Here is a 252-nt window from a genome sequence, read left to right on the forward strand (position 1 = left end):
TCGCGACGAGCACGACCGCGTTGATCACCCGGCCGCCCTCACGAACCTTCATCGTCAACGCGTCCGCCGCGACAAACGTGAACGGCCCCGCGTCACCCAGCGGGCGGTGCCGGAACTGGTCGACGTGGGCCGCCCCCGTTGTTAGGTCCGGTCTCTGTGTGAGTCGTCGGGTTTCATTTCGTGGGTGCAGTGGCGAGCATAGTCGGCCGGGGTGAGGTAGCCCAGCGCCGAGTGGCGTCGCACGGTGTTGTA

The 252-nt window shown here is 67.1% G+C and carries 1 pseudogene; it reads right to left on the minus strand.

Features of this window, described 5'->3' with window-relative positions:
- A pseudogene (locus WFM69_RS19395) lies at positions 1-124 on the minus strand (transposase); the annotation flags it as partial.
- Positions 125-252 lie beyond the last annotated feature (128 nt).

It is taken from the genome of Microbacterium sp. LB12 (assembly GCF_037150835.1).
Lineage (GTDB): Bacteria > Actinomycetota > Actinomycetes > Actinomycetales > Microbacteriaceae > Microbacterium.